We start from the raw sequence: 24,571 nt of genomic DNA, 5'->3' as shown, positions 1-24,571 counted from the left end.
GCACGCGCACGCGCCACCGGGAAGCGGGGAGAAAGCTCAGTACTCTTTGGACGGCTGCGGGAAGAGCTTTTCTGGCTCTTGCAGCACGCTGATCGCACCATCTTTGTCTTCAATTGATGTGGGCGTTTCGATCCAGCCGCCGGGATAGGACCCGTTGAGCGCATCAATGGTTGCGTGCATGGCCGCTTTACCCATTAAGAATGGCGAGGTGTTGACGGTTGCCGTGATGTTGCCAGCCGCGATTTCTTCAAGGCCAGAAGTGTCACCATCATTGCCCAAAAGGACGATATCATTGCGGCCAAGTGCTTTTGCAGCAAATGATGCCCCAATGATCATGTAATCGTTCGCCGCAAAGATCATGTCGAGATCGGGGTTCGACTGCAGGATATCCATACCAGCAGTGTTGCCGCCTTCAACGTTCCATTTACCATCAATGGATACCACAACGTCGAAGTTATCATTGCCCTCGATACCGTCGAGGAAGCCGCCCACACGTTCGGTCGAGTGATAGCCAGGCTGCCCTTCGATAATGCCGACCTTCAGCGGTTGATCACCATAAGTTTCAATGGCCCAATCAGCGATAGCATGCGTGCCGTTACGCTGAGAGTACCCGACAACGCCATGAATTGGTGTCGGGAAGTTCGGGATGTCTGAGTTGATCATCAAAACTGCCATGCCCTTGTCGACGGCCTGCTTCAGCAGTGGTGCGGCAGCAAATTCATCGTGGGTACCAAAGATGATTGCATCCACATCCTGCGTCAGCACATCCTGGATCATTCCCATTTGGCCGTTGATGTCCGCACCGGACTGGGGCGCAAGCATGAAGACTTCGACCCCGGCCTCAGCAGCAACCGCTTTGATGCCTTCACCGATGGCGATGTAATAGTTGAACTCGGTCGCCGGCGGCATATACGCGATCCGGAACGTATCGTTCTTAGGTTCTATCGCATCGATTGGCGCTTGTGCCCCGTCCTCAAGTGGAACCGGTGTTGGATAATTTTCCGCCAGAGCGACCGTTGCCAGCGTGGCGAACCCCGCGACAAGCGTAGTGGTCATAAGCGTTTTCAACATAGTTTTCTCCTCCAGAAATTCGTCGGTTATCCTTTGAATGGCGCGTCGATCACGCCACGAACGCCGGGTTTCGCAGCAAAGAGGCCGCCGGATTCCGGTTCTTTTGTTAAAGCTGCGTCGTCACTCATCAGCCTTGAGGTCGTGATGAACAGCGTGTCGAGATCAGGGCCACCGAAAGCGCAACAGGTGGGCTTCCAGACCGGCACCTCGATCACGTGATCTATCGTGCCGTCAGGTGCGACGCGAACAACGCGATGGCCTTCCCATTCGGCGTTCCAGACGCCCCCTTCGGCATCGACACAGGACCCATCAGGCAAGCCAGGCTCATCATTGAAAGAAGCGTGCCGCCGACGGTTCGAAACGGTTCCACTGCGGGTGTCGTAATCAAATGCGACGATTTCCCGATCCGGGGTATCCGCGAAGTACATCGTCTCACCGTCGGACGTAAAGCAAGTCGAATTGGCGCAAGACACTCCTTCGATAATCGCCCGTACACTCAAATCCTTATCGACGCAGATGACTGACGAATCGGCCTTACCAGAAACTTCATTCATGCCTCCAACAATCAATCGCCCCTGGCGATCGGTTCGCCCGTCGTTAAGCCGTGTCTCCGGATTGTTCGGCTCGAATCGCGTCACGAGGGTTTCCTCGCTATTGGGCGAATCGAACAAGACAACTCGATCAGCATAAGCAACTATCAGACCGCCAGACGCGCGCGGCGCGAAGCAACACACGCGCTCCGGCATCTCATGAGAAGCGGATTCTGACGTTGCAGGATCAAATGACCAAAGCGCGCAGCCCTCAATGTCGGTCCACCAGATAAGGCCATCGGCGGGATTCCAGAAAATCCCTTCCCCGTGCTGGTTCTTACAATCGACGACCAACTCTGCGCGCACTTTTTTTCTCCTAAGTACATTCTGATATCTGATATACCAGCTTGCCTAATCTGGTGTATCAGATATCTTGCATCTGGCAACACCTTTTTTTGGAGATATCCTCAGATGGCGCTTGAGAGACCCAAGTCTTTGCGTGAACTCGCACTGGAACATTTGCGGAATAGTATTATCGATGGCTCCCTGAAAATGGGTCAGGTTTTGTCGGAGCGAAAAATCTCCGAAGAGCTGGGCGTATCGAAATCGCCAGTCCGCGAAGCACTCGCTCAACTACGTGACGAAGGGTTGGTCAGTATCGAGCCTCAAAAAGGTGCACGCGTTTTTTCGCTGTCTGAGCCGGAAGTGACTCAGATCTGCGATTTCAGACAGGCTATCGAAACTGCCGCCTTTGAACTTGCGTTGTTGCGGAACCCGGAAGGTCTTGCCGACGACATGCAGCGTGTCGTGAAGGACATGGAGAAGGAACGCAGGCGAGGTAATGAAAAGGGCTACCTTTCACTGGATACCACATTTCATCAGTTGATTTTTGAACATGCCGGTAACGATTATCTGACGGCCAGCTATACACGCTACATCGGTAAGATTGCCGCATTGCGAACCCATTTGGCGAAGCTGCCACAGCATACTGAGCTCTCCTTCGACGAGCATTCTAAAATCGCTATTGCCGTTCGCGAAGGTGACATGGCCAAAATCAAATCTCTTCTCACAGCGCATATTGACCGCACCAGACAAGCCTACAAAAGCGCCGCCATCGTCCTCGAAGGAGCGACCGCATCCTAGCAAAAACGTAGCTTCGTTGTGACGGGGGCGGGCCAGAACGGCGCCGCCCCTTTCTTTTGGGCACCTCACTGTCTTTTCTTTTTCCGTTGACATCTGAGATATCAGATGCCAATCAGAAAGCGGGAGGAAGCTTATATGACGCCAGCAATGAAACCTGACTCACCGGGGCTACAGCCACTGATCCAACTGGATCGGGTTGGCAAAAGCTTCGGCACGAACATTGTTTTGGATGGCGTCGACTTTGAATTGAGACCTGGCGAAGTTCACGCGCTATGCGGGGAAAACGGCGCCGGAAAATCCACCTGTCTCGGCCTGTTTTATGGACTTCACCAACCTTCTGCTGGGCGTATCCTGTGCGACGGCAAGGAACAGCGGGTCGAAAGCCCGTCGCATGCGCAATCCCTGGGCATCGGCTGTGTTTTCCAAGAGCTCAGCCTCGCTGGCGCGCTCTCTGTTGCGGAAAACATCTACGCGGGCCGCGTGCCCAGCCGGTTTGGCGTAGTTGACTGGCCTGAACTGCGCCGCCGTGCGGAGGCGTTACTGGCGGAATTCGGTCTGGATATCGACGTCTCAATACCCGTAGAAAACTTACCGATCAGCTCCCGCCAGATTGTTGAAATCGCCAAGGCGCTGTCGTTGAATTCCCGCGTCCTTTTGCTGGATGAACCGACATCGGCATTGGCACCCGACGAAGTAGACGCACTATTCGAAGTCCTAAAGTCCCTGACAAAGAAAGGGATTGGCATCGTCTATGTCAGCCACCATATGGCCGAGATTTTCCAGATCTCGGATCGCATTACCGTTTTGCGAGATGGGCGCCACATCAGCACTTTACCGGTTTCGGAAACTTCTCAGGAACAAGTCATTGCCGAGATGATCGGCGGCGCTCACCCCGGTGATGTCACGCGGTCAGGTAAGGTTAACGGCGAAGAGGTTTTGCATGTCCAAGACCTAACCCATCTAGGTGAATTCGAAGACGTTTCTTTCTCCATTAAAGCCGGAGAGATTGTAGGGATGGCAGGGTTGATGGGCGCTCGCCGCAGCGAGATTGTTCGATCGATTGTCGGGCTGATGTATGGCGCGACCGGGGAGATCAGACTTCACGGCAAGCCTGTTAACTTTGCGTCCTTGCGGCAGGCGATGCGTGCTGGAGTTGGGTTTGTTCCCGAGGAACGCAAGACTGAAGGCCTCTTTCTGGAGCAATCACTCAGCGACAACCTGATCGCGGCTAGTCTTTCCGATCATACGTCTGCTGGGCTCATGCGTTCGGGCTCGATCAAAGCAGCCAGCCAAGCAGCCATTGACGCCTTCAGTGTCAAAACCAGCGGGATTAACGAACTTGTTGGTGATCTCTCAGGGGGCAATCAACAAAAGATCATGTTGGCCAAGTGGCTCAAACGCGCGCCAGCTCTTCTGATCATCGAGGAGCCCACAAAAGGAGTCGATGTCGGAGCCAAATTCCAAATCCACACGGAACTTTTGCGTCGAGCAGCCGAGGGAATGGCCATCCTCGTCGTGTCATCCGATTTTCCCGAACTTGTTTCTCTTTCAACCCGCATCCTTGTCGTCCACGACGGTCGCCTCATGGGAGACATCGCAGCCGCTGAGGCAACCGAAACCACGCTTCTTCAAATGGCCGCCGGAAATTCCGTTCCAATTGTGGACGCACCCCAAACCAATCAATCAGGAGTCGCGACGTGACCATGACCGCTCAAGCCAACTTGCCCATGAAGCGTCCGCTGCTGCGCCGTGTTTTGCAAGCTTTTGTCGATATTCGTGAACTGACTCTGATCGTTCTGATCGCCGCCATCATCATCGTGATGTCCAACGTTAATCCCTATTTCCTCAGCTTCTCGAACTTTCGAGCCGTGGCCGTGGGCATGGCCCCCACCGCGATTATCGTGATCGGTATGGCGATCCTACTTGCATCCGGCGGGTTCGATCTTTCCGTTGGATCGGTTATGGCTTTGTCTTCTACCGTCGTAGCCATGCTGCTTTTGACTGGCATGCCAATTCCGCTCGCTGTGGTATGCGGATTAGTGTTGGGTGGAATTGTCGGGGTAGTAAACGGTTTGCTGGTGACCGGCCTCGGGATCAATCCGCTTATCGCGACCCTCGGCACGATGTCGATCGCGCGAGGCATCGCTCTTGTTCTGACCGAAGGTTTTTCTGTCTCAAGCCTGCCGGCATCATTTGCCTGGATCGGCAAAGCTGACATAGGCGGCTTTCCGGTAATCGTCTTGTTCACCGTTCTGCTCGTCGTCCTGTTTGACCTGGCCGTCCGCCATACACGCTTTTTCCGTCAGGTCTATTTCATCGGCGCCAATGAAAAGGCCGCGATGTTGTCAGGCATCCATGTCACACGCGTGCGTATCATTCTGTATGCACTGACCGGTATTCTGGCTGCATTGGCGGGTGTATTGCTGGCCTCCCGCCTGATGAGCGGCACGCCCACGGCAGGAAACGGCATCGAACTTCAGGTTCTGGCAGCGGCTGTTATCGGTGGCGCATCTCTACGCGGCGGCGAAGGTACTATTCTTGGTGCTTTCCTCGGCGTCGTTTTCGTTGCGTTGATCAACAACACTATGACGATGCTGGCTGTATCGATCTACTGGCAGATGATCGTCATCGGCGGTGTGCTCGTTACAGCGGTCGCCTTGGACATGCTGATCCGAAGCAAACGGGGCTAATCCGCAAGCTTTCCAAAACTCAACAACAACCAAAGATCCAAAACAGGGAGACTACGATGACTGAATTGAATGTGAATCGGCGCAGGCTGCTGACAGCGGGCACCACCGCTGGACTGGCCGCAGCGTTCGGACTGCCCATGCTGTCCAAAGAAGCCATGGCACAAGCGGCCGACAAGGAGTATGTTTTCCTGTCCATCGTCACGCAGGTGCCGTTCTGGGTGGACTATCGAAATGCGATGGAAGACCTTGAGGAACTGATGGGCATCAAGGCCACATTCACGGGCCCGTTGGATTTCGACACGGCCGCACAAGCACGCCAACTGGATGAACTGATCGCAAGACGTCCCGCGGGCATCCTTATCTTCCCCGGTGATCCAGCCACTCTGGCCCCTGGCGTCGAACGTGCGGTCGAGGCTGGCATTCCAGTCACATGTTGTATTGGCGATATTCCCGACAGTCCCCGATCCACCTTCCTTGGTATCAACGGCGTTCAGGCAGGACGTGTTGGCGGCGAAATGCTCGCGCAAGCGATTGGCGGGAAAGGCAAGGTTATCCTCGGCACTTTCCCTGCCCCCTCCACATTGGAGCGGGTCGAGGGGTACAAACAAATCTTTGCTGAGAAATACCCGGATATCGAAGTGGTCGACGTCGTCAACGATAAGGCCGACCCGTCCTATGCGCCGACAGCCTACCTTCAGGCAATTCAGGCGAACCCGGATATTGTTGGAATTGGCGGCACGGACGGCGACAGCGGCAAAGGCGCTGCAATTGCCGTCAATGAGGCGGGACGCAAGGACATCAAGATCGTCGCGATGGACCGAAATGATGATATGCTTCCCTATATCGAAGACGGCACAATTCACGGCGCTGTGGCTCAGAAATCCTATCTTGAGATCTTTCTAGCCTTCCACATGATGCATTGGCAGAACACAGACGCGCTGAAGGTCTTGCCCGATTGGAAGGCGGCTGGCATCAACCCTTTGCCGGAGCGCGTTGAGACCGGGGTTATGCCGATTACGGCCGAAAACGTCGTCCAGTTCAAACACACCTAAGCGATTGTCCCGGCGCATTCGATCGCGCCGGGAACCCGATAGGAGGGGGTACATGTCGGACAGATGGAGCGTTCTTCACCTGCAGCAAAACGATCTGCAACTGACACTCCTGCCCGGCATCGGGGGCCGTTTATGGGATGTGAACTTCCAAGGGCGCTCCCTCCTGTTTCAAAACGCAGATCTCGACGGGTTGGAGGTCGATGACACACGGCTTACTGATCTGCCCACACGCTCGCCACAATTTGGTTTTCCGCTCTGGGGCGGCGAGAAGACTTGGATCGCCCCGGATGCATCCTGGGTAAACGGCGCTCCGTTTCCCGTGTTGGATAGCGGCGCTTACCAGATCACTTCAAGAAGCAGCACTCGGATCGACATGACCAGCGCAATGTGCCCGACCTCGCACTTGTCAGTGTCGCGCCGCATCACGCTGACCTCGGCGGAAAGCTGGGAAATAGAACACATCGTGGTTAACCATGGGACCTCGTCGCGCCTGACCGGCATTTGGTCAGTCATGATGCTTAACACCCCCACCAAGGTCGGTGTCGAATTGGAAGACCCTGCATTTTATCCTGTTTTTGGCTCTGCCGAAGGGATGATTGCTACGCACGGCAATGGCATTGTCGTGGATTGCAACAGACAGCAGGAATTCAAAGTCGGGTTACCGAACCCCAACGGTCGTACACTGATGCGGTGCGGCGCTTATGCCCCGTTGCTAATGTGCTCGGTACCAGAACCTCAAAAGGGCGATCAATTTGCACACGACTATCCGTTTGAGGTCTTTAACTCGGGCGATTACGCCTATTGCGAAACGGAGTGGCACTCCCCGGCACGCAACCTCGCGCCGAATGAAACGCTGAGTTTTCGGCAAACGTTCCGCGTCTTGACGGATGAAGATGCAGCCCAAATGCCGTTGGGACTCACAAACAACAAGGAGTTCCTGTCATGCATGTCTTGATTACAGGCGCTGGTGGGCATCTCGGCCGCAAACTCTTCAACGCGCTAGAAAGCGACCCCGATTACACCGTCTCTGGCATCGACATCCGTCCCGTTGATCATCCCGACATTCACACAGCAGACCTGTCCGACGACAGCAGTTGGGTCAGTTTGCTAAAGGGAGTGGACGTTATCGTGCATCTTGCCGGAGACCGAGAGCCCTCCGCCACCTGGGCCTCCGCGATCAAACACAATATGGATGCAACGCTTTCTCTCTATCACCATGCGGCAGCCATAGGCGTCAGCCGCGTGGTTCTTGCCAGCTCCAACTGGGTTCACGGCGACAAAAGGTTCACGCAAGAGGTGCTCAACAGCACGACACCACCAGGGCCAGTAAACGCCTACGGAATGTCAAAGCTATTCTGTGAACGGACAGGGGCCTATTTCGCCGAGCATCACGGACTGTCGGTCATCTGCTTGCGCATCGGCTGGACGCAATGGACTCACGGCAACCAACCCGGCACACACATGGCGATGGGCCGGTGGGGTCAGGAAATGTGGTTGAGTGATCGGGATTTTCTAAGCGGAATGCGCGCCGCAATAGATGCCAAGGATATTTCCTTCGCAGCCCTAAACCTAATGTCAGATAACCCGGGGATGCGCTGGGATATCACCGAAACACGACAAGCGATTGGCTATTCTCCAAAGGATGGAAACCCCGCGAAAATAACATTGGGCATTTCCTTGAGATCCATGCTGCAGCGGCTGTTTACAGTCCGGCTCTCTAGTTATTTCACGACACGTTTTCCAGATTGGTAGAGTATAAGGCCCGGACATTGTTGCGTCTCGTATTCAGTTTCCGAAACCTCGCACCGAAGTAAGCGCTGAAAAGGTCATCTTTGTCCGCTTCGCGGTAGACGGAGAGCGACATAACGAGCGCCAGATTTGGCAACCATTGATGTGTGATACTTCGATAACAAACCGCAAACGTCGCTAAACGGGTGTTATGTGAAGCGATCTCCGGGTGAGTGGTGAGCTCCTCTGCGGACAAAACGAACCATCACTTCAATCTGTCGGACAGCAGTCATTGATCCTGCGCGCGGAGAACGTCTGTTTCGAGCCCGAAGTGAACGATGCTGCGCCAGGCATAGATGCCAGCGAAGCGTAGGAAACGAACTTTGCGAAATCGTGAGAATAGGCTCTTAGTCACCGTTCGAACCAAGGCTAGTTTTCGGTCTGACAATTCGCCAAAAGTGGGAGCATCACGATGGATTCTATATGCGAAGTAGGCGCCAGCTCGGTGTCAAGCTGGATTGCTCGCAAAAAGTGCGAGTATCCAGCCCCGAAAACACTCCATCTTGCGCGACAAGGACTGTACGCCAGCCACGTGCTGCTGCACCGAGGATATCTGTGTGAAGAGTGTCACCGCACATCGCGATGCGTTCGGGCGGAATTCCTGGAAGCGTGGCTTCGACCATTTCAAATACTTCCGGAAATGGCTTGCCAAAGAATCTGATGTCTTGAAGGCCCTCATCTGCCAGCAAATGCCCGTAGTGACCAGGCTCCAATGAGAACCCGAAGTCTCGTGGCGCTGCCAGATCAGCATTTGCGATCACCACTGGGCGCGGGTTGGCTAACAAGCTGTCGCAAAGCATGGATTGTTGAGATTGTTGCCAGATTTCGGTCGAGAGAAACAAGAAACCGTCAGCCCGGTCAAAATCTGCCTGATTTGCCTCAAGCCTGATCGTCTCGGATAAGATGTCCGTCAGGTCGTCAGACGGCGAGGCGATGCAGCCCCAAAGACCGTCGCTCAAGTTAGTCAAGGCTGCGTCGCGGCTGGTTACAATCTCATCTGCATCAACCTGCATTCCGAGCTTTTGAAATTTGGCAGTCGCGCCCTGGTGATTATAGCTGGCAGCATTGGAAAGAATGCGAATCTGGTGTCCGCCCTCCCTGAGCTCTGTCAAACGAGCTGCTGCGCCGGGAATCGGAGTTTCCCCAACATTTAGAACGCCAAAAGCATCAAAAACAAAGGCGTCTACTTCGTTGCCAACATCCAGAAGTGACTCAATATCCAGAGTGGCCGCGTTGAATGTTGCTTTTGGGAGTCTGGGACGAATGGACTGATAACGCGAAAATATCGAGTTGGCGTCAAGCATGTGTCCAAATGTCCTTTTCGATGGCGCGCCGCCGACAGGTTTGACGCAATCCAGAATGTAACATCAACAAAATAAATTGGAAGAAAAAACAACATTTTTAGTAAATCGTTGTTGGGGAGCCTCGAATTTTCGCGATCAGAGCATTGATAAATTTTATCTTTTCGGCGCTGACAGCCAAAACACCCTTCAGAGACTTGTGTGGCTTTGGTTGAAAAATGTTGTTTTGTTGTTTTTTGGTGATATGGTTTTGGCAACTTGAGGGGGATAAATGGCGTCAAAGAAGATCAGGCGGAGGGATTTAATCCAGCAGGTCGTGCAAGAGCGTGGCGGTATCAGTGTGGGGGCCTTAGCGGAAATGCTAGGGGTCTCGACGCAAACCATCCGCCGTGATCTGGACATTTTGTGCGACGGTGAAAACCTGCGGCGCGCGCACGGGCGGATCGAGCTGGCTGAAAGCCGTTTGAATACCCCGTTTGATCAGAGAGCCGGAACGAACTTACGTGGCAAACGGTCGGTTTCCGAACTTGTTGCGAGCATGATCCCCAACGGGGCAAACGTGTTCCTTTCAATCGGATCGACTCCGCTCGAAGTGGCCAAGGCGCTGTCCGGCCACCAGGAGTTAACGGTCATCACGAACAACCTGAGTGCCGCGATGGCACTGAGTAATGAAATCTCAAACCGTATCCTTTTGCCGGGAGGCGAGCTGCGCCTGCCTGATCGTGATTTTATCGGCGAAGAAGCAACCGATTTCTTTGACAGGTTTCGTGCCGAGTTCGCAATATTTGGCGTCGCCGGTGTGACGCATGATGGGGGGTTGTTGGAATTTCATCCAGCGGAGGTTCGGGTGAGAATGAAAATGCAGCAGCACGCGGCCAAATCGATTCTCGTAATAGACAGCAGTAAATTTGGTCGCATTGCGCCGGCATTGGGCGGCAACATCTCAGATGTCGACGTTGTCGTGTGCGACCGCCCTCCGGCCCCTGAATTTTCCGATCTCGCAGACAGTTTGGGCGAGGCCATTACTTACTCACAAGGAGAGCGCTGAATATGGCCGAACCGTTTGTTCACGTCGACAATATTGCCAAGCGCTGGAATGGGCAGCTTGGCGTCGAGAATATCAATCTTTCGATCCCGCGTGGTTCGTTCGTAGCGCTGCTCGGCCCTTCGGGCTGCGGCAAGTCAACGACGCTGAGATTGCTGTCGGGGCTAGAATTGCCGGATGAGGGACGGATCGTCATTGACGGGCGTGACATCACAACTTCTGCCCCTGCAGAACGCAATCTGTCGATGGTGTTCCAGTCTTATGCTTTGTTCCCGCATCTGAGTGTTGCAGAAAATGTCGTCTTTGGCCTCAAGGTGCGAAAAGTCGGCGCGGCGGATCGGCGCGAGAAACTGACCCGGGCACTCGAGATCACTGGCTTGCTGGGCTATGAGCAGCGTAAGCCGGGGGAATTGTCGGGGGGTCAGCGCCAGCGTGTGGCGCTTGCCCGTGCGATCGTGGCAAACCAGCCGCTGTGCCTGATGGATGAGCCGCTTTCGAACCTTGATGCCAAGCTGCGCGCCTCGGTGCGCAAGGACATCAAAAAACTTCAGGTCGATTTGGGCATCACCGTGGTTTACGTCACGCATGACCAAACTGAAGCGATGAGCATGGCCGACATGGTCGTGCTGATGAAAGACGGCCATATCCAGCAGACAGGTTCACCGGAAGAGCTTTACTACAAGCCTGCTAACACCTTTGTCGCCGAGTTTGTCGGTGCCCCGCCAATGGCGCTGATCAAGTCTGAAGGCGTGCCGGGATTTGAGCGCGCCACGACAATTGGCCTTCGCGCCGAAGCGGTGAAGGTGGTGGAATCGGGCAAGGGCAGGCTGACTTGTAAAGTATCGGAGTGCGAATTCCTGGGGTCCGAGACATTCATTGGCCTGTCACATCCTGCTGCCAATGGTCTGACCGTGTCCATGCCCGGACTGAAACATATTCCGGCAGGAGAATATCTGGAGATCAGCTTTTCCGATGAAGACCTGCATTTCTTTGACGACATGGGCAAGCGACTGGCCGGGTAGGTCAAGCAACTGAACTTTGGAAAGACAAGAATAACTGTCATCACTGGGAGGAAAAAATGAACGTTATTAGAAAGATAAGTTTGGCTGCCGTCTCGGCCACCGCGCTGGCTTCAGCCGCGGCGGCAGAGACGGAACTAACCATGTATTATCCTATCGCGGTTGGCGGCGCGCTGACCGAGGTAGTAGATGGCATCGTTGCCGATTTTGAAGCTGCCAACCCTGACATCAAGGTCAACGCGATCTATTCAGGCAACTATGACGACACGCGTGTGCGTGCCTTGTCCGCACTTGCATCGGGTGAACCGGCTCAGTTGGCTGTGATGTTCTCAATCGATGCCTATGATCTGATCGAGCAGGATCTGATCGTGGCCTACGAAGATATCGACGGGGTTAACCCGGACTGGCTAGACAGCTTTTATCCGGCGTTGATGGCCAATGGCCTGATCGAGGGCAAAACTTGGGGCATTCCGTTCCAGCGTTCAACTATCGTTGCCTATTACAACAAGGACCAGTTTCGTGAGGCGGGTCTTGACCCTGAGGCACCGCCCAAGACCTGGGACGAGCTGATCAGCATGGGCAAGGCACTGACCAACGACGACACCTATGGCCTGATGATCCCATCGACAGGCTATCCCTATTGGATGTTCCAGGCGTTGGCGATCCAGAACGGCAAGGAGGTGATGTCCGATGACGGCCTGACCACCTATTTCGATGACGAAACCGTTGTCGATACGTTGGAATTCTGGCAGTCGCTGTCGCAGGAGCATGGCATCATGCCCACTGGCACCGTTGAATGGGGTACCCTGCGGCAGGCGTTCCTCGAAGGTCAGACCTCGATGATGTGGCATTCGACCGGTAACCTTACGGCTGTGAAGAACAACGCCAGTTTTGACTTTGGCGTCGCCGAGCTTCCGGCCAATGTGCGACTGGGTTCGCCTACCGGCGGCGGCAACTTCTATGTTTTCAAGGAGACATCGGAGGAAGAGCGCGCGGCGGCCATGAAGCTGATCGAATTCATGACCTCGCCCGAGCAAGCGGCAGCGTGGTCTATCGCGACTGGCTATATGGGCGTGTCTCCGGCAGCGTATGAAACCGAGGCGCTTAAATCCTATACAGAAGAGTTCCCACCCGCTCTCGTTGCCCGAAATCAGCTGGAAAACGCTGTTGCCGAGTTCTCGACCTTTGAAACCGCACGCGTGCGTGAGGGTCTGAACAACGCAATTCAGGCGGCTTTGACCGGCACAAAATCGGCTGAAGATGCGCTAGGGGAAGCCCAGACATCGGCTGTGCGCCTGCTGCGTGATTATCAGTAACCTCAACTCCCTGGCGTCGGGCAGGGATGCCCGACGCACCCAACCTTGAGGGTCGCTATATGGCAGAGCATGTGAACATCGAGCGTCGTCGACAGGCCATCTACGGTTGGATACTGTTGTCTCCAGCGGCAATTCTGCTGACGACCTTTGCGTTTTATCCTTCGCTTGCGACCTTGTGGTCGAGCTTGTTCAGCCGAGAAACCAGAAGACGCCCCAGCGAATTTGTCGGCGGCGAGAACTATGCCGACCTGTTTGCCGATCCAACCTTTTGGAAAGTTGTCGTGAACAACTTGATCTATGCGGGCGCGACCATCCCTATTTCTATTGCAATTGCGCTTTCGATGGCGCTTTGGGCGAACTCCAAGATCCCGGCGCGCGGGTTTGTACGCACCGCCTATTTCACGCCTACGGTCCTGCCAATGATCGCAGCGGCTAACCTTTGGCTGTTTTTTTATACTCCCGGATTGGGTGTGCTCGACCAGATCGGCGGTCTGTTTGGCCTTCCCTCAATCAACTGGCTGGGACAGCCTGAAACTGCGCTGTGGGCTGTAATTATCGTGACGATCTGGAAAGAGGCAGGGTTTTTCATGATCTTCTATCTGGCGGCCTTACAGACGATCCCTGAGGACCTCAAGGAAGCTGCCGACATTGAAGGCGCCAGCCGCTGGACCTATACACGCAGGATCGTGCTGCCGTTGTTGATGCCGACGACGCTATTTATCATGGTCAATGCGCTGATCAACTCTGTGAAATTGATCGATCATTTGTTCATCCTGACCAAAGGCGGACCCAACGACGCCTCCAAGCTTATCCTTTATTACATCTGGGAAATGGCCTTTGCCTTCTTTGATGCGCCCCACGCAGCGGCAATGACCATCCTGGTGCTTGTCGTGCTCGGCGTGGTTGCAGGCGTCAAATTCACCATTCTCGACAAACGGACCCATTACCAATGAGCGGATTTTCCAGGCATATCGAATCCTTTGGTGCACTGTTGTTGGCCGTGATCTGGATTTCCCCGCTGGTCTTTGCCTTTTGGGCGGCTTTCCACAGCACCTCTGACGCGGTCAACTTTAACATCACTTCGCCATGGACACTCGACAATTTCCGCACCGCTTGGGAAGGCGCGCCATGGCTGCGCTATTTCCTAAACACCTTCCTATTAGTAACGGTGATCCTGATTGGTCAGTTCTTTGTCACGACGCTTGCAGGATTTGCCTTTGCCCAGGTCCAGTTTCCGGGTCGGGATTTCGTGTTCATCCTCGTGCTGATGCAACTTTTCATCCTGCCCGAAGTGTTAATTGTGGAAAACTATGCAATGGTGTCGCGCCTCGGATTGTTTGACACCATTCTTGGCGTCGGAATGCCCTATATGGCCTCTGCCTTTGGCATTTTCCTAATGCGGCAGGCGTTTAAGGGCGTTCCTATAGAACTGCATGAGGCAGCGCGCGTCGAAGGCTGCGGCTGGTTCGGAATTCTTTGGCGAGTCTATGTGCCCTTGGCGCGCCCGACATATCTTGCTTATGCGTTGGTGTCGGTATCGACCCACTGGAACAACTTCCTCTGGCCGCTCATCGTGACCAACTCGCCCGACACACGACCGCTGACGGTCGGCCTGTCGATCTTTGGCGCACCGGAAAATGGTGTGGATATAAGCGTCATTTCGGCGGCAACGATGATGTCCGTTGCACCCTTGTTGATCGCGTTCCTCGTGTTCCAGCGTCAATTCGTTCAAGCCTTCCTGCGCGCGGGGATCAAATAGTCGTGGCGACATTTCTTCATCTAAGTGACTTGCACGCGGTATCGCGCGGCGATTTGTGTTCAGGCGTGCTTGATACCCGCGCGATCCTGATTGGGGTCATCGACCGATTGATCGAAAGAGGCGAAGCTCTTGGCCCGCTCGACGCGGTTCTAGTCACTGGTGACGTCAGCGAAGATGGCAGCCCGGACAGTTACGATTTCGCACGCGCACAACTGGAGCGGTTTGAATTGCCGATTTATGTTGTTCCTGGAAATCATGATGCGCGCAAGCCAATGCAAAAGGCCTTTTCAGGTTTGGACATCATGCCGGTGGACGGGCTTATTGATTGGGCGGACACGGTGGGCGATACCCGTGTCATCGGGCTTGACACGCTGGTTGAAGGACAGGGCGGTGGCAGGCTGCGCGTGGAAAGTCTTAATTTTTTGGAGCGGGAGCTTTTTGGGTCTGACGGGCCGGTTGTCGTTATGTTGCATCATCCGCCATTTGGCACCGGAATTGACTTCATGGATGTTATCGGATTGGAGAACCATTCCGATCTGGCAGAAATCCTTGCAGTGCACTCCGGAGATATCACGGTGTTGGCAGGGCATGTCCACGGCGTTCACATTGGTCGCGTTGGCGGTCACGTTGCCATGACAGCGCCGGGCCTTTGCAGCGGTTTTGCACTGGACCGACGCCCGGTGGCTCCGGTTGGGTTTTTTTCTGGACCTACGGGTTGCGCAGTTCTCGAGACCGGAAAGAGCGGTATATGGAGCGCTGTTTCGCTAGACGCTACCGAGGGACCGTATTCATTCTAAAGCGGACCTCGTGGCTCAGGAAGCGAACGGCAAGTTTGTCCCGCGATCTGTGAGTTCGACCTGTGTCAAATTTCGCACTCGCGGCGAATGTCCGGTAAGCGGGCTACGACTACAGCAATACAAATGCACGTCCAATGTCTCTTATAGGCCGTACTTACTAGTTGTGGTGACGCTATCGGCCATCGACTTTTTGTGGGCCAGTGGGATTTGGGCAAGCCAAACGCCCCTGGCCGTCAGGGTGAGGGCGCTACCCTCCCCCTCGGGCAAACCTATTAGACAGGGCCGTGTCCTCGGCTGCGCCTGCGGGCCGCACCACCCCTGTCGAAAAGCATTGCCTCGCCCCCTCCCGCGTTCGCCACGTGGCAGATCAGCAGGAACAGGCGGCTTCGCCGTCTGATCTGCAAATCAGCCCTGATTTTCCGGAGGGGAAGTCAGATCAAACGAAACAATCTATGGGATCACAAAAAGGGGGGTGTTGGGTCAGTTTATGACGCAAAGGTCAAATTCGTCTGACGTACAACAGGAAACCAGTGGCGGACCGAGGAGGATTCGAACCCCCGACCCCTTGATTCGTAGTCAAGTACTCTATCCAGCTGAGCTATCGGTCCGCGTTGGTGAGGCGGTATGTAGACCCACGTCAGAGGACGTGCAAGCCGATTCTTCAAAAAACTTTTAAAAAGTCACGTCGCCCTGCGGCAGCCTGATTTCAAAGGTGGTTCCCTCCGGTCCGGTCTGGGTCAGAACCAAGTCGCCACCATGTCCACGCACCAATTCTTGCGAGATGGCAAGCCCAAGGCCCGAGCCTCCTTTACGCACCCCACCTTGAAACGGAGTGAACAGGTTTTCGCGCGCTCGCGGGGGTAAACCAGGGCCGTTATCCCTGATCTCTACGCACCAGTCATTGTCGTGTACGCAGCCGGCAATCGTGATTCGGCCCGGCTTTCCGGACGCCACCAACGCCTGACGCGCGTTGCGCACCAGGTTCATCATCACGCGGAAAATCTGTTCGGGATCTGCGCGCGCCACGAGGTCTTTCGGAACCTCGTTCACAATCTCGACACAGGCATCAGCAATGGCGAGCTTTTCACTTGCCACAACATCCTCGGCCACGTCGCGCAAAGGCACCATTGTCAATGTCGGTGCCGGCTCTTCCGCCCGACCAAACGCCAGCGTGTTTTCACACAATGACACAGCCCGCGTGATCGAGTTGACCAGCTTCGGCGCCATGCGCCGCACCAGCGGATCATCGCTGGCCTCGATCCGATCAGTGAACAGCTGCGCCGACGTCAGGATGTTACGCAGGTCATGGCTGACCTTAGCCACAGCACCACCCAGCTGCGCCAGTCGTTCGCGCTGTTTCAAAGCTTGCGTCAGTTCGGTCTGTAACTGCTGCAGCGCCTCTTCAGCTTCGCGCAACTCAGTCACTTTGGAATTGGGCGAGATGATCCCACGGGCATCTTCGGGGGCGCTTGCATAGCGCTGCATATACCCCACGACGCCCTTGATCGGCTTCACCAGAACAACGCGCACGGCAAGGAACAGGAAAAACGCGGTGATAATTGAAATGACAAAGGACAGGCCCAGAATACGCAGGCCATAATCGGTCATCGCCATCCGCAGAGGCTTGCTGTCTGTCGTGACCTCGATCAGAAGACCTGCATCTTTGACCGGCTCACCAATCACGCGAATGACTTCGTTTTCAGGTGTGAACAGGCGCGACATGGCGTCCCGGATTAATATCCACGGACCGGCATCGCGCAGATCATAGGTATTGGCGATCTGTTCGGGAATGGGCGAGGACAGCATCAGCTGTCGAATTTCATCGCGCCGCAGCACCACATTATACACGCCCGCGTTTACCAACAATTCGGCCTCAAGATCCTCGGCCAGCATGTCATCGGCCAACAAGGCCAGCGAAGCGATCTGCGCGCGCTCTAACCGGTTCAACAGGAAGTCTTCGCGAAACCGGGCAATCGAGGGGACAAAAATCAAAATCTCGGCCAACATTACGAAGACCGTCGTCAGGATCAGAAATCGGCCCGACAGCGAGTTCACTATACGCTCCTTTTCCGGTTAGGGTATCCAGCGTTGGACGAACCCGACCACTCGTTTAACCATTTGATTCTCAAACAGCCTTGGCGTGAAATAGGCACCTGCCACGCGTTTGTTAAGCTCTCCGATCGTCGGATAGGGCGAAATCATCGCAGCGATCTGCCCCATCTTCAGATTATTGGCGAGCGCCAGCGACCACAAGTTGATCAATTCGCCCGCCTGATGACCCACGATTGTGGCGCCCACGGGACGGCCTTTTACGACCATGACCTTAATGAAGCCTTTCGTCTTGCGTTCGGTTATGGCGCGATCGTTATGGTGATAGTCAAAGCGCGCGATCTCGACCCTGTCGCCATGCTGGTCGCGGGCTTGCGCCTCGGTCAGGCCGACCTGCGCCAGCTCCGGGTCCGTATAGGTGGCCCAGGGGATATGTGTCGTTTTTGCCTTGGATGGCAGGCCAAACAAAGCCGAGCGGATGATGATCCCGGCATGATACCCGGCCACATGGGTGAATTGCAGCCCGCCCGCCACGTCGCCGATGGCATAGACCTTGCGGTTCGTGGTGCGCAGCGAGGCGTCCACCTTAATCCCGGTACGGGTTGGTTCGATCCCGGCGGCTTCCAGATTAAGGCGGTCGGTATTGGCCTTGCGCCCGGCGGCGATCAGCAGATGCGAGCCGGTGTAGATATCGCCATTCTCGGTCACGACATCGACCAGCCCGTTATTGTCCCTGATTTGGGCAACCATCGCCTGTTCATGCAGGGCTACACCTTCGGCGCGCAAAGTGTCCAACACAACAGCCGCCGCGTCAGGGTCATCCTTGCCCAGCGCCTGCATGCCTTCGATTACGGTCACCTCGCAACCAAGACGGATATGGGCCTGTGCCATCTCAAGCCCGATAGGGCCACCACCAATGATCAGCAGATGCTCGGGTTTTTCGCGCAGCTCGAATATGGTTTCGTTGGTGTAATATGGCACCTGATCCAAACCCGGGATCGGCGGCACCAAAGGGGACGAGCCGGTGGCAATCACCACCCGTCGCGCAGTGATCAAGTGATAGCCCGCCTGCACCTGCGTGGGGGAAACAAAGCTGCCGAATTCGCGTATCACTTTGACTCCGAAGCCTTCAAAGCGTTTCTGGCTGTCCATCGGTTCGATCTGGGATATCACGTCACGGACGTGATCCTTGGCAGCCGCATAATCCACTTGCGGCATCACGTCTGCCACACCCATGGCTGCGGCATGGGCCTGCCCATAAGCTGTCTTGCCGCTGGCGATCAGCGCCTTGGAAGGTACACAGCCAAAATTCAGGCAGTCACCACCCATCTTGTGACCTTCCAGCAAGATGACGTCGGCCCCCATCTGACTTGCCCCGGCAGCAACGGACAAGCCACCCGACCCGGCCCCGATCACCAGGATATCCGTCTTCAGTTCTTGCATGAGTTCAGGTGTCCTTTTTGCCGCGCAGGGCTTTGATAACTATCGGCAACGCGGCCAGCACACACAAGCCCAGGATGGGGCCGATTACGAAGGGTTCCCACAGCAACGAGGCATCCGGCGTCTCACCGCGGTCAAACACGCCACCCAAACCAACACCGATCCAGGTGTACACGATGCCGCCCGGAATGATGCCCAGCGCTGTGGTGATCAAGAAGTTGCGGAATTTCACCCCCACCAGTGCCGGCACCAGATTGGCGACGAAAAACGGCACAACCGGCACAAGACGCAGCAGGAACAGCACCGAGATTTCGTTCTCGCGCAGGCCGTCCTTGAGCTTTTTCACGGTGCCTTCCGAAGCCTCCAGCCGTGCGGTCAGGGATTCACCCAGCCCCCAACGCGCGGCCAGAAAGATCGCCGATGCACCGATGGTAGCTGCAAAGACGTTAAGAACGGTTCCGGCAAAAAGGCCGAACAGAAACCCTCCGGTCATGGACGCCACAGCCGCGCCGGGCAGCGAAAAGGCGACGATGACGATGTAGATCGCCACAAATGCACCCGCCATGGACCAATAATTCGCATCCCGCCACGCCAAAAGGGCTTCGCGGTTGTCACGCAACGTCTCGAACGTCAGATAATCGCCCAACGTAAAGAACCCCACCGCAGCCACGGCGAGAATCACCAGCAAAGGTACGTGTCGCGCAAGCCCTCTGCGCGGGGTCTGGGTGGTTTCGCTCATCAAGCTGTCCGGTTTGGTGCGTTTCATTCTGCCCCCAACATGCGCCGCGCGGGACCCATGCAACAGGGACCTCACGCGGCGTTGATGCAAATGACGGGTAATGTGAGGGTTTGAGGCCATAAAACCGCTATTTTGAAACCTTTTGCGTGACGCCGTACCAGAATTGTTGCAAAAGGCGTCAAAACCCCCACCTAGGGGTTTGACTTACCCACCGCTACCCAGTAGAGGACGGGCTTCGAACACTAGGGCCAGGCGAATCCGCGCCGCACCCCACCGCATAGATTGGAGACGGAGCGATGAAACGCACCTATCAGCCTTCGAACCTGGTTCGCAAACGCCGCCACGGTTTCCGCGCGCGCATGGCCACCAAGGCCGGCCGCAAGATCCTGAACGCACGTCGCGCACGCGGCCGCAAATCGCTGAGCGCATAAACCGCTCACCGATCAGGTTATGAACATGACGCCGCCGGAGGCCCCTGAGGATGGTAAGAACCAGCCGAGGGTCAAGCCCCCGGCGGCGTCCGTTTGCGTGCCTGAGACATTGACTGTTCTCAAGAAACGATCCGATTTCCTGAAAGCCGCCCGCGCGCGCAGGCAGGGCACCTCGTCCATGATGGTGCAGGCGCGCAAACGTGCTGCGGATGAAGCTACGGGGATTCGCGTCGGGTTCACCTGTTCCAAGAAGGTTGGGAATGCGGTGGCGCGCAACCGCGCCAAGCGGCGCCTGCGCGAAGCTGCCCGCGCGGTTCTGCCCGCACAGGGTCAGAATGGTTGGGACTACGTGCTGATCGGCCGCGCCGAGGTCACTGCCGCGCGCCCGTATGAAGCTTTGTTGGATGATCTGCGCTATGCCCTGCGCAAAATTCACAGCGCGCGGAAATGACTCTGCTGTCTCATATCTTTGCCCTACCCGTTCGGGCCTATCGGCTGGTGTTCAGCCCCTGGGTTGGCTTCAATTGTCGCTATCAACCCACTTGCTCGGCCTATGCGCTGGAAGCATTGGAAAAGCACGGCGCCATCAAAGGCGCGTGGCTGACCGCCCGGCGGATCGGGCGCTGCCATCCTTGGGGTGGTGACGGGTATGACCCGGTTCCAGAGCAGAAACCAAAAGACTAGAGCAGACGTGTATCAAAGAATAGCGGTCTCAACTCGGCCTTAAAGCAAGGTTGCCCTGCGTCGTGTGTGTACGGGTCGGGATTTCCTCGCGGTCCAACTTGCCAGAAATGGTGTGGAACACGTCTTCAAGAAATACCGGGTCATCAAAATAAAACGTGTGTCCGGAATTGATACCGCCGTCAAAACCGCCTTGTTTAAAGCGCGCCGCGCAATACACATTGGCGGCCTTGCTATGCAGCGGCCTGTTCATACCATTCCGCCCAACCCTTGGTGCAACCCCGATCCGTTTGACCGCAGATATCGACAGTACGTCATCCATTGTATTGTAGTAATTCGTCAGTCGTACGCAGTGACGATAAAGCGATGAAGACTTGGAGCTCTCCGGATCAAGCGATTTGACAGACAGATCTCCAGCCACCAACATAACCTGGCTGACTGACCAGCTTTTGCTGGCAATTCGGGCTCGGTCATCGGCATCATCAAATGCCTCGCGCACCACATAGCTGCCCATCGAATGTGCCAGTACGTGCAAGTCGATCCGACACTCTGGTCGTTGCATCTCAGAAAACATCGCGACGCCGTCCCTCACCAGCCGGAAGGCCGATTGCTTGGCATCCATCCGGTCCTCCAAGTAATTCAAGGCCGAATCCGCACTGGGCCAGTCAAAGCTCACAACAACGCCTTTGAAGCCGTGTTCTTTTAGCCCTTCTTTGATTTTGCGGTGCCGCACAAGAACTTCCGCCTGAGAGTTATTGAACCCATGCACGTAGAACACGATGTCACCCTCGGTATAAGGGTTCGTCGTACCGCCCTGAGCGGCCAATATGACCTTGTCGCGCCATTCTCGCTTTGTGATCTTGTGCGACAGCATCATATCATCCGCGCTTTCCGGAATTTCCAGAAAATGGCTGGCTGCAGGCTCGTTAGAAAAGCCGTTTCCGCTTTTGCCGCGGGCAACAAAGGCATAGTCCATAATAATCTCCTCGATAAATGCCGCCCTTTTATCACAGGTCAACAATGCCCCAAAATCTACAATCCGGCTTATCGCGCTTGCCCGCTTGCCATATCGACTGTAACCACGGCGCATGTTTGACGAAACTGACGATATCCACCCGCTCTTTGCTGGCGCACCCTCGACCACCGAGTTCAAGAAGCTCCGCAAACGCATCGTACGCCAGACCCGTGAAGCCATTGAGCATTACGGAATGGTGGACCCGTCCGCCCATGACAAAGACGGCAAACCGCCCCGTTGGCTGGTCTGCCTGTCGGGCGGCAAGGACAGCTATACCCTGCTTGCGGTTCTCTATGAACTAAAGTGGCGCGGGTTGCTGCCGGTCGATCTGTTGGCCTGTAATCTGGATCAGGGTCAGCCTGGTTTTCCCGCCACGGTCCTGCCCGAGTTTCTGGAACGCATGGGCGTGCCTCACCGCATTGAATACCAAGACACCTATTCCATCGTTGTGGACAAGGTTCCTCAGGGCCGCACATTTTGCGCCCTGTGCTCACGCCTGCGCCGAGGCAACCTGTACCGGATCGCCCGCGAAGAAGGTTGCTCAGCCGTGGTTCTGGGCCATCATCGGGACGACATTCTGGAAACGTTCTTCATGAACCTCTTCCACGGCGGGCGTCTGGCCACGATGCCACCGAAACTTGTGAACGAAGAAGGCGATCTGTTCGTGTTCCGCCCGCTGGCCCACGTGGCCGAGACCGATTGCGAGAAATTCGCCACCTCGATGAACTATCCGATCATCCCCTGCGATTTATGTGGCAGCCAGGACGGCTTGCAGCGTCAGCAGGTGAAACAGATTCTGGATCAGTGGGAAAGAAACAGCCCCGGTCGACGCCAAGTGATGTTTCGGGCACTGACCAACGCGCGACCGTCGCATCTGCTGGACCCAAAACTGTTCGATTTCGCCAACCTTGCGCTAAACCCCGGCAAAAAAGACGAAAATTCGGACGAAATTCCTCAGCTGCGTTAACGTCTGACTCAGATTGGTTTTCTACGGTTGCCCAATACGTGCTTTGCCAAACGTAGAGGCCCAGAAAACCGATGTGGAAACATATCAAATTCGAACGCGTTCTTGATGCTCTCGCTTCTGTTCTGAGCGGTCCTGCTGCGCTGGCCTTTGTGCCCGCCATCAGTTTGGCGGCGTTCTGGATCGGCGGGGAACGGGCGTTGGTGGTTGCCGCCCTCGTTTTACCCTTGATATTCGCAGGCGCGGCCACCTTTGACGCCCGCGCCAACAGGCAGCTTCAGCGGCGCAACCCGCCTGGTGGCATGATGGCAATAGACAGCTTTTACAACGAGCTTGGAGGCATGTTCAAAAAGGCAGTAACCGATGGTGCGGATTCGGCTTGCCTTCTAATCGCCCTGGATGATTATTCCGACTTTCTCGATCTTCACGGCAATTCGGCGGCAAATCACCTGACCGACCAATTCGGCAGCCGTATTCTTTCTGTTATCCGAACACAGGATATCGCGACCCGCCTGGAACCTAACAAAATCGCAATCGGCCTGCATCCATCCCACCAATTGGATCTGGAGGCCTGCATTCAGATGGCGGGGCGCATTCAGGCCGTCGTTGAAGAACCCTTTACACTCAATGGTGCTGGTGTCTACGTTTCCTGTTCAATCGGATTCAGCCCGCTGAGCAGCGTCCCTAAGGATCAGTACGAGGATTGGGTCGACGCCGCAAAAGCCGCCTTGGACGAGGCGCAGCGGAACGGACCGTCGACCATTCGCGCGTTTTCCAGCGAAACACAGCGTCGCTCACGCATTCGCGCCAATCTTCGCAAAGAGTTTGAAGACGCGCTCGACAATGGTGAGATACGCCCTTGGTTCCAGCCACAAATCTCAACCGACACAGGTCGCGTTACGGGTTTCGAGGCTCTGGCCCGCTGGGAACACCCGCAAAAGGGTGTGTTAAGCCCACAGGTATTCTTGCCGTTCGCTGAGCAGGCCGAGTTGATGGAGAAATTCGGTCAGGCGATGCGGCACCATGCTTTCGCCGCGATGCGCGATTGGGATCGCGCCTCGGTCGTGGTTCCCCGGATCGGCGTGAATTTCTCATCTGATGAACTGCGCGATCCAGCGTTGATCGACCGCCTGAAATGGGAGTTGGACCAGAATGATTTGACACCGGACAGGTTGGCGGTGGAAGTTCTGGAAACCGTGTTCTCGCGCCGCCCCGACGATGTGATTACCCGCAACGTGACCAGCATGGCCAAGTTGGGGTGCTGCATCGATCTAGACGATTTCGGCACCGGCCACGCATCTATTGCTTCGATCAAGCGCTTTGATGTTTCGCGGATCAAAATTGACCGCTCTTTCGTCGCCAAGGCAGATCGTGACGCCAGCCTGCAACAACTGGTCAGCGCAATACTGACGATGGCCGAGCGGCTGAATGTCGAAACGCTGGCCGAAGGGGTTGAGACCCAAGGCGAACATGCCTTGATGGCGCAATTGGGGTGCGATCATGTTCAAGGGTTCGGAATTGGCAAGCCAATGCCCTTTGAAAAGACGCTGAATTGGATCGCGGCACATCAGAACAAGGTCAACGGAATGCCGAAGATCGGGCGCAAGACAGGACCGTAATCGCTGATTTACGCCACAGAAACGCGATCCAAAAGGAAATGACGGGCGAATCCGCTTGACCTTTGGGCTTGCACTCTGTTGAACCCACCGGGTGTGTTTCACTGCTTAAGGTGGCTGTCCCC

Annotated in this window: 24 protein-coding genes and 1 tRNA gene; 17 read left to right on the top strand and 8 right to left on the bottom strand. The window is 55.6% G+C overall.

Features of this window, described 5'->3' with window-relative positions; translation table 11 throughout:
* Positions 1–36: 36 nt before the first annotated feature.
* Positions 37–1,071, bottom strand: a complete 1,035-nt coding sequence (locus ACR0DL_RS16645; RefSeq protein ID WP_170351639.1) for a sugar ABC transporter substrate-binding protein — start codon at positions 1,069–1,071, stop codon at positions 37–39.
* Positions 1,072–1,097: 26 nt separating this feature from the next.
* Positions 1,098–1,967 carry an SMP-30/gluconolactonase/LRE family protein gene (locus ACR0DL_RS16640; protein ID WP_480690269.1) on the bottom strand — a complete coding sequence of 290 codons (870 nt, stop codon included), beginning with the start codon at positions 1,965–1,967 and terminating at the stop codon, positions 1,098–1,100.
* Positions 1,968–2,072: 105 nt separating this feature from the next.
* On the opposite strand from ACR0DL_RS16640, the gene ACR0DL_RS16635 reads away from it, so the two are divergent.
* From ACR0DL_RS16635 to ACR0DL_RS16610, 6 genes are all read left to right on the top strand, one after another.
* Entirely contained in the window at positions 2,073–2,744 is a 672-nt protein-coding gene (locus tag ACR0DL_RS16635) for a GntR family transcriptional regulator (protein WP_010437239.1), read from the top strand.
* Positions 2,745–2,891: 147 nt separating this feature from the next.
* On the top strand, positions 2,892–4,445 hold the full coding sequence (locus ACR0DL_RS16630) for a sugar ABC transporter ATP-binding protein (protein ID WP_480690268.1): 1,554 nt from the start codon (positions 2,892–2,894) through the stop codon (positions 4,443–4,445).
* 2 nt (positions 4,446–4,447) lie between these two features.
* Positions 4,448–5,434: an ABC transporter permease gene (locus ACR0DL_RS16625; RefSeq protein ID WP_217353212.1), complete on the top strand. Its 987-nt coding sequence runs from the start codon at positions 4,448–4,450 to the stop codon at positions 5,432–5,434.
* Positions 5,435–5,490: 56 nt separating this feature from the next.
* The gene (locus ACR0DL_RS16620; RefSeq protein WP_480690266.1) at positions 5,491–6,486 is read left to right on the top strand and encodes a substrate-binding domain-containing protein; all 996 of its coding nucleotides are present in this window, start codon (positions 5,491–5,493) and stop codon (positions 6,484–6,486) included.
* 52 nt (positions 6,487–6,538) lie between these two features.
* On the top strand, positions 6,539–7,441 hold the full coding sequence (locus ACR0DL_RS16615) for a hypothetical protein (protein WP_480690264.1): 903 nt from the start codon (positions 6,539–6,541) through the stop codon (positions 7,439–7,441).
* A complete protein-coding gene (locus ACR0DL_RS16610) occupies positions 7,429–8,238 on the top strand; it encodes an NAD-dependent epimerase/dehydratase family protein (protein ID WP_480690262.1) in 810 nt (269 codons plus the stop codon). The genes ACR0DL_RS16615 and ACR0DL_RS16610 overlap by 13 nt, the downstream gene beginning before the upstream one ends.
* Positions 8,239–8,693: 455 nt before the next feature.
* Here the strand turns inward: ACR0DL_RS16610 and ACR0DL_RS16605 are convergent, their stop codons facing one another.
* A complete protein-coding gene (locus ACR0DL_RS16605; RefSeq protein WP_170359566.1) occupies positions 8,694–9,578 on the bottom strand; it encodes an HAD-IIA family hydrolase in 885 nt (294 codons plus the stop codon).
* 268 nt (positions 9,579–9,846) lie between these two features.
* Between ACR0DL_RS16605 and ACR0DL_RS16600 the strand changes: the two genes are divergently transcribed.
* From ACR0DL_RS16600 to ACR0DL_RS16575, 6 genes are read left to right on the top strand one after another with little or no spacing between them, the layout of a single operon-like run.
* Positions 9,847–10,623, top strand: a complete 777-nt coding sequence (locus tag ACR0DL_RS16600; protein ID WP_170359564.1) for a DeoR/GlpR family DNA-binding transcription regulator — start codon at positions 9,847–9,849, stop codon at positions 10,621–10,623.
* A gap of 2 nt (positions 10,624–10,625) precedes the next feature.
* Positions 10,626–11,642 carry an ABC transporter ATP-binding protein gene (locus ACR0DL_RS16595; protein WP_480690259.1) on the top strand — a complete coding sequence of 339 codons (1,017 nt, stop codon included), beginning with the start codon at positions 10,626–10,628 and terminating at the stop codon, positions 11,640–11,642.
* A gap of 56 nt (positions 11,643–11,698) precedes the next feature.
* A complete protein-coding gene (locus ACR0DL_RS16590) occupies positions 11,699–12,955 on the top strand; it encodes an ABC transporter substrate-binding protein (RefSeq protein WP_480690257.1) in 1,257 nt (418 codons plus the stop codon).
* A 59-nt stretch (positions 12,956–13,014) separates the two neighbouring features.
* Positions 13,015–13,908 carry a carbohydrate ABC transporter permease gene (locus tag ACR0DL_RS16585; RefSeq protein WP_117872581.1) on the top strand — a complete coding sequence of 298 codons (894 nt, stop codon included), beginning with the start codon at positions 13,015–13,017 and terminating at the stop codon, positions 13,906–13,908.
* Positions 13,905–14,714, top strand: coding sequence for a carbohydrate ABC transporter permease (locus ACR0DL_RS16580; protein WP_170352096.1), 810 nt, complete (start codon positions 13,905–13,907; stop codon positions 14,712–14,714). Before ACR0DL_RS16585 ends, ACR0DL_RS16580 begins: the two co-directional genes overlap by 4 nt.
* 2 nt (positions 14,715–14,716) lie before the next feature.
* A complete protein-coding gene (locus tag ACR0DL_RS16575; protein ID WP_170359556.1) occupies positions 14,717–15,511 on the top strand; it encodes a metallophosphoesterase in 795 nt (264 codons plus the stop codon).
* 531 nt (positions 15,512–16,042) lie between these two features.
* On the opposite strand, the gene ACR0DL_RS16570 is transcribed toward ACR0DL_RS16575, so the two are convergent.
* The 4 genes from ACR0DL_RS16570 to ACR0DL_RS16555 all read right to left on the bottom strand — a co-directional run bounded on the left by ACR0DL_RS16570 (position 16,043) and on the right by ACR0DL_RS16555 (position 19,739).
* Positions 16,043–16,119: transfer RNA gene (locus ACR0DL_RS16570), tRNA-Arg, on the bottom strand.
* Between the two features lie 64 nt (positions 16,120–16,183).
* On the bottom strand, positions 16,184–17,569 hold the full coding sequence (locus ACR0DL_RS16565) for a sensor histidine kinase (RefSeq protein WP_170378612.1): 1,386 nt from the start codon (positions 17,567–17,569) through the stop codon (positions 16,184–16,186).
* Positions 17,570–17,584: 15 nt separating this feature from the next.
* Positions 17,585–19,003: a dihydrolipoyl dehydrogenase family protein gene (locus ACR0DL_RS16560; RefSeq protein ID WP_480690254.1), complete on the bottom strand. Its 1,419-nt coding sequence runs from the start codon at positions 19,001–19,003 to the stop codon at positions 17,585–17,587.
* A 4-nt stretch (positions 19,004–19,007) separates the two neighbouring features.
* Complete coding sequence (locus tag ACR0DL_RS16555) at positions 19,008–19,739, bottom strand: TVP38/TMEM64 family protein (RefSeq protein ID WP_480690428.1); 732 nt, start codon at positions 19,737–19,739, stop codon at positions 19,008–19,010.
* 296 nt (positions 19,740–20,035) lie between these two features.
* Here ACR0DL_RS16555 and rpmH point away from each other — a divergent pair, with 296 nt between their 5' ends.
* From rpmH to yidD, 3 genes are read left to right on the top strand one after another with little or no spacing between them, the layout of a single operon-like run.
* On the top strand, positions 20,036–20,170 hold the full coding sequence (gene rpmH, locus ACR0DL_RS16550) for a 50S ribosomal protein L34 (RefSeq protein WP_005980833.1): 135 nt from the start codon (positions 20,036–20,038) through the stop codon (positions 20,168–20,170).
* A gap of 25 nt (positions 20,171–20,195) precedes the next feature.
* Entirely contained in the window at positions 20,196–20,621 is a 426-nt protein-coding gene (gene rnpA, locus ACR0DL_RS16545) for a ribonuclease P protein component (RefSeq protein ID WP_226689183.1), read from the top strand.
* Positions 20,618–20,854 (top strand): membrane protein insertion efficiency factor YidD, encoded by a 237-nt coding sequence (gene yidD / locus ACR0DL_RS16540; protein ID WP_170351646.1) that lies wholly within the window; start codon positions 20,618–20,620, stop codon positions 20,852–20,854. The genes rnpA and yidD overlap by 4 nt, the downstream gene beginning before the upstream one ends.
* 28 nt (positions 20,855–20,882) lie before the next feature.
* Here yidD and ACR0DL_RS16535 read toward each other — a convergent pair whose 3' ends face one another.
* Entirely contained in the window at positions 20,883–21,827 is a 945-nt protein-coding gene (locus tag ACR0DL_RS16535) for an alpha/beta hydrolase (RefSeq protein ID WP_480690252.1), read from the bottom strand.
* Positions 21,828–21,939: 112 nt separating this feature from the next.
* Between ACR0DL_RS16535 and ttcA the strand changes: the two genes are divergently transcribed.
* Together ttcA and ACR0DL_RS16525 are read left to right on the top strand one after the other, a co-directional pair.
* Entirely contained in the window at positions 21,940–22,833 is an 894-nt protein-coding gene (gene ttcA / locus ACR0DL_RS16530) for a tRNA 2-thiocytidine(32) synthetase TtcA (protein ID WP_170397646.1), read from the top strand.
* Between the two features lie 71 nt (positions 22,834–22,904).
* A complete protein-coding gene (locus ACR0DL_RS16525) occupies positions 22,905–24,449 on the top strand; it encodes a putative bifunctional diguanylate cyclase/phosphodiesterase (protein WP_480690250.1) in 1,545 nt (514 codons plus the stop codon).
* The last annotated feature ends 122 nt before the right edge of the window (positions 24,450–24,571 follow it).

It is taken from the genome of Ruegeria sp. BB5 (genome assembly GCF_056539405.1).
This window is presented reverse-complemented; position numbering and strand designations above follow the sequence as displayed.

Excerpts from the sequence above, each read along its gene's own strand:
- ttcA (WP_170397646.1), top strand. The coding sequence starts at position 21,940 with ATGTTTGACGAAACTGACGATATCCACCCGCTCTTTGCTGGCGCACCC.
- ACR0DL_RS16595 (WP_480690259.1), top strand. The coding sequence starts at position 10,626 with ATGGCCGAACCGTTTGTTCACGTCGACAATATTGCCAAGCGCTGGAAT.
- ACR0DL_RS16605 (WP_170359566.1), bottom strand. The coding sequence starts at position 9,578 with ATGCTTGACGCCAACTCGATATTTTCGCGTTATCAGTCCATTCGTCCC.
- ACR0DL_RS16580 (WP_170352096.1), top strand. The coding sequence starts at position 13,905 with ATGAGCGGATTTTCCAGGCATATCGAATCCTTTGGTGCACTGTTGTTG.
- ACR0DL_RS16560 (WP_480690254.1), bottom strand. The coding sequence starts at position 19,003 with ATGCAAGAACTGAAGACGGATATCCTGGTGATCGGGGCCGGGTCGGGT.
- ACR0DL_RS16585 (WP_117872581.1), top strand. The coding sequence starts at position 13,015 with ATGGCAGAGCATGTGAACATCGAGCGTCGTCGACAGGCCATCTACGGT.
- ACR0DL_RS16600 (WP_170359564.1), top strand. The coding sequence starts at position 9,847 with ATGGCGTCAAAGAAGATCAGGCGGAGGGATTTAATCCAGCAGGTCGTG.
- ACR0DL_RS16555 (WP_480690428.1), bottom strand. The coding sequence starts at position 19,739 with ATGAGCGAAACCACCCAGACCCCGCGCAGAGGGCTTGCGCGACACGTA.
- ACR0DL_RS16635 (WP_010437239.1), top strand. The coding sequence starts at position 2,073 with ATGGCGCTTGAGAGACCCAAGTCTTTGCGTGAACTCGCACTGGAACAT.
- rnpA (WP_226689183.1), top strand. The coding sequence starts at position 20,196 with ATGACGCCGCCGGAGGCCCCTGAGGATGGTAAGAACCAGCCGAGGGTC.
- yidD (WP_170351646.1), top strand. The coding sequence starts at position 20,618 with ATGACTCTGCTGTCTCATATCTTTGCCCTACCCGTTCGGGCCTATCGG.
- rpmH (WP_005980833.1), top strand. The coding sequence starts at position 20,036 with ATGAAACGCACCTATCAGCCTTCGAACCTGGTTCGCAAACGCCGCCAC.
- ACR0DL_RS16615 (WP_480690264.1), top strand. The coding sequence starts at position 6,539 with ATGTCGGACAGATGGAGCGTTCTTCACCTGCAGCAAAACGATCTGCAA.
- ACR0DL_RS16625 (WP_217353212.1), top strand. The coding sequence starts at position 4,448 with ATGACCGCTCAAGCCAACTTGCCCATGAAGCGTCCGCTGCTGCGCCGT.
- ACR0DL_RS16535 (WP_480690252.1), bottom strand. The coding sequence starts at position 21,827 with ATGGACTATGCCTTTGTTGCCCGCGGCAAAAGCGGAAACGGCTTTTCT.
- ACR0DL_RS16610 (WP_480690262.1), top strand. The coding sequence starts at position 7,429 with ATGCATGTCTTGATTACAGGCGCTGGTGGGCATCTCGGCCGCAAACTC.
- ACR0DL_RS16525 (WP_480690250.1), top strand. The coding sequence starts at position 22,905 with ATGTGGAAACATATCAAATTCGAACGCGTTCTTGATGCTCTCGCTTCT.
- ACR0DL_RS16645 (WP_170351639.1), bottom strand. The coding sequence starts at position 1,071 with ATGTTGAAAACGCTTATGACCACTACGCTTGTCGCGGGGTTCGCCACG.
- ACR0DL_RS16620 (WP_480690266.1), top strand. The coding sequence starts at position 5,491 with ATGACTGAATTGAATGTGAATCGGCGCAGGCTGCTGACAGCGGGCACC.
- ACR0DL_RS16630 (WP_480690268.1), top strand. The coding sequence starts at position 2,892 with ATGAAACCTGACTCACCGGGGCTACAGCCACTGATCCAACTGGATCGG.
- ACR0DL_RS16590 (WP_480690257.1), top strand. The coding sequence starts at position 11,699 with ATGAACGTTATTAGAAAGATAAGTTTGGCTGCCGTCTCGGCCACCGCG.